The organism is Castellaniella sp., from assembly GCF_049650445.1.
Taxonomy (GTDB): domain Bacteria; phylum Pseudomonadota; class Gammaproteobacteria; order Burkholderiales; family Burkholderiaceae_B; genus Castellaniella.
Genome location: NZ_JBASAD010000023.1, coordinates 1 through 3,036, shown reverse-complemented (window position 1 = coordinate 3,036; position 3,036 = coordinate 1). Strand labels below are relative to the sequence as shown.

At 69.3% G+C, this 3,036-nt stretch carries 2 protein-coding genes; both read right to left on the bottom strand.

Going from position 1 to position 3,036, the window contains the following annotated elements; translation table 11 throughout:
- Nucleotides 1-1,064, bottom strand: a 1,064-nt coding sequence (locus WA983_RS08030) for a hypothetical protein (protein WP_424311885.1), incomplete at its 3' end; no start/stop codon positions are given.
- Nucleotides 1,061-3,036: transglycosylase SLT domain-containing protein (locus WA983_RS08025; protein ID WP_424311884.1), on the bottom strand; the 1,976-nt coding region annotated here is incomplete at its 5' end. The genes WA983_RS08025 and WA983_RS08030, both read right to left, overlap by 4 nt.

The window sequence follows — 3,036 nt, the reverse complement described above, 5'->3', positions numbered from 1 at the left end:
GTGCGCAGATCATCCCGGATGCGCGCCGCATCGCCCCCGGCAGCGCGGGCGATGGCGCCCGCGTCCACCGCCCGCACTGCCGCCAGCCGCTGCATCCAGATCGCCGGATCGATGCCGCCCAACACGCAATCGGCCGCGGCCAGCAGCGCCTCGAAACGCTCGGGACGACGCAGCGCATCGCAGGATTCCAGCAGCGCCAGCCAGGCGGCGGCATCGTTCGGCACTGCAACCAGACGCTCCAGCACCCCCGGCAGCAGCCGCGCCAGGTCGCGGCAGGCGGACGGCGCCCGCAGCCGGTCCTGCAGTTCAGGCGCGGAATCCCGACACAGCAGGGCATAGCGCTGGGCCAGGTCCAGACCCCGGGCAGCGCCTTGCGCCAGACCGTCGGCCATGGCGGCATGCCACGCCAGACCGGGCGCGACCCGATCCAGCGCGCCGCATTCGGCCAACACGTCCAGCATGCGGCCGGGGTGCGCCGTCATCAAGCCCTTGGCAAATTCCTGCCAGACTCGTTCCGGCACCAGGGCGTCGACCTCGCCGTCGCGCACCAGCGCGCGGCACAGATCCAGGGTCTCGGGCGCGATGGAAAAATCGTGGAAGCGCGCGGCGAAGCGCGCCAGGCGCAATAGGCGCACCGGGTCTTCGGCAAAGGCCGGCCCCACGTGACGCAGCACGCGGGCCTGCACGTCGGCCGAACCGCCCAGGGGATCGATCAGCGTCCCATCCGACGCCCGCGCAATGGCGTTGACCGTCAGGTCGCGACGGCGCAGATCGTCCGCCAGGCTGACGTCCGGCCCCGCGTGAAACACAAACCCCCGGTAGCCCCGCCCGGACTTGCGTTCGGTGCGCGCCAGGGCGTATTCCTCGTGCGTGCGCGGATGCAGAAAGACGGGAAAATCCCCGCCCACCGGCGTAAAGCCGCGCGCCGCCATGATCTCGGGGCCGGCGCCCACCACCACCCAATCGCGGTCGCCCGCGGGCAGGCCCAACAGATCGTCGCGCACCGCGCCGCCGACGATATAGACCTCCAGACCCTCGACCGCTGGATCGTTCCCGGCGGTCACGGCAAAGCCGTCCGCGTCCCGGCCATGGGGCTGATGGTGCCCAGACGCGCCTTCAGCGAGTCGGGCTGGCCGGAAAACAGCATCGAATAGTAGACCGCGTTGGACAGGACATTTTTCACGTACAGCCGGGTCTCGGTAAAGGGGATGGTTTCGGCGAAGATCGCGCCCTCGACCGGCGCCAGAAGCTGCGCGCGCCAGCGCTTCGGCCGCCCCGGCCCGGCGTTGTAGCCCGCCGTGGCCAGCAGTTCGGATCCGTTCAAGTCCTGCAGCACCATGTTCAGGTAGTTGGTCCCCAGGACCGTGTTGGTGTCGAAATCATTGACCTGCCCAGGCTTGAAGTCCTTCATGCCGATCTTGCGCGCCACGTGGCGGGCGGTGGCCGGCATCAATTGCATCAGGCCGGACGCACCCACGCGGGAACGCGCGTCGGTGATGAAACGCGATTCCTGGCGGATCAGGCCGTAGACCCAGGCGGGATCCAGATCGATCAGACGCGCCTTGGCGGCCACCTGGCCCTCGAAGGGCGCGATGAAACGCTGGCTGAAATCGGACACACCTCGCGTCAACTGGGACGTGTTCACCACCCGATCGTAGATATGCTGTTCGCGGGCGAATTCCGCCGCGCCGCGCAACTGGGCGTCGCTCATGCCGCGCAGGGCGAAATTCCATTCGGGCACGGCTTCACGGCGCCAACCCAGATCGAACAAGGCCACGGCACGCTGCAAGCCGGAATTGGCCCGCGCCTGGGCGGTCCAGGCCGGATCCAACGGCGCCGGCTGGGCGGGCAAGGCCGGTGTACGGCCCAGTTCCTCGGCCGCCAACAGGCCGTAGAAGCCCTGATCCTCAACGATGGACATGTAGTACTGCTGCGCGGCCGCGGCATTGCCCTGGGCCGCCAGCGCGCGACCGTACCAGTAGCGCCAGACGGGCTCATCGGCCTGCAGCGCGGTCATTTTGCGGATGGCCTCGCCCACCCGTTTCCAGTCCAGCGGCGCGGCCCGCAATTCGGCGCGGACTTCCCAGGCATGGTTGTAGTCGGTCATCGGCACGAAGCCGGACTGCCGGTACCAGCGCGCGGCCTCGGGATCGACGTTCAGGGCGGCCACCAGGCCGAACTGCCCCCAGACCCATTGCAAATCGGCCTTGGGCATCCAGCCGGCCCAGCGTTCCTGGATGAAACGGGCAGCCTCGGGCCGGTCATCGCTGCGGGCCAGGCGCGACAGGGCGATGGCCGCCAATTCGAAATCGACGCCCGTGCGGGGCTGGCTGCGGGACTCCAGCCACTTGCGCGGATTTTTCATCAAGGCGGCGTACTGCACCATGGCCGCTTCGTCGAACACCACGCCCGCCATGCGGTCGGCGTTGCCTTGCTTGCCGGTTTCCAAGGTGTCGCGCAGCAGGCCGTTCAGTTCCTTGCGGCTGAGAATATGGTCGGCCGCCACCTGATCCAGCAGGTCCCAGCAGTCGGCGTTGGGCTGGAACACGTCCAGGACTTCGGTCGAGCGGGCGCGCTTGCCGCTTTGGTGACGGGACAGCAGCAGGGCGCAACGCACCGAGGCGGACGCATCGGTCACCGCCGGCACCTGCAGGGCCTGGGTATAGTTGCCGGACCGCGTCGCCGCCAGAATCCAGTCGGCACGGATGCGTTCGTCCAGATAGGTGCCGGCCGCATCGGCCAGAAACTGGCGCACCTCGGCATCGGGCACAGGCAGGGTGCGGTTCTGCAGCCGGTTGCGCAAGGCCCAGTAGCGCGGGTACAGGCCCAGCACCGGGTCGGCGGCGGCCAGCGGCACCAGCCGGTCGAGATCGGCCCAGCGCCGTTTCTGAACCGCATCGTAGGCGTCCTGGACGGCCTGGCGGGCGGCGGGCGGAACCACGACGGGTTTCGGCGCAGGGGTGACGGAAGGCGGGATTTCCGGCGCGGCGGGTTCAGGCGCGGGCGCATCGGCGGCCGGTGCGGCCAGGGCCATGC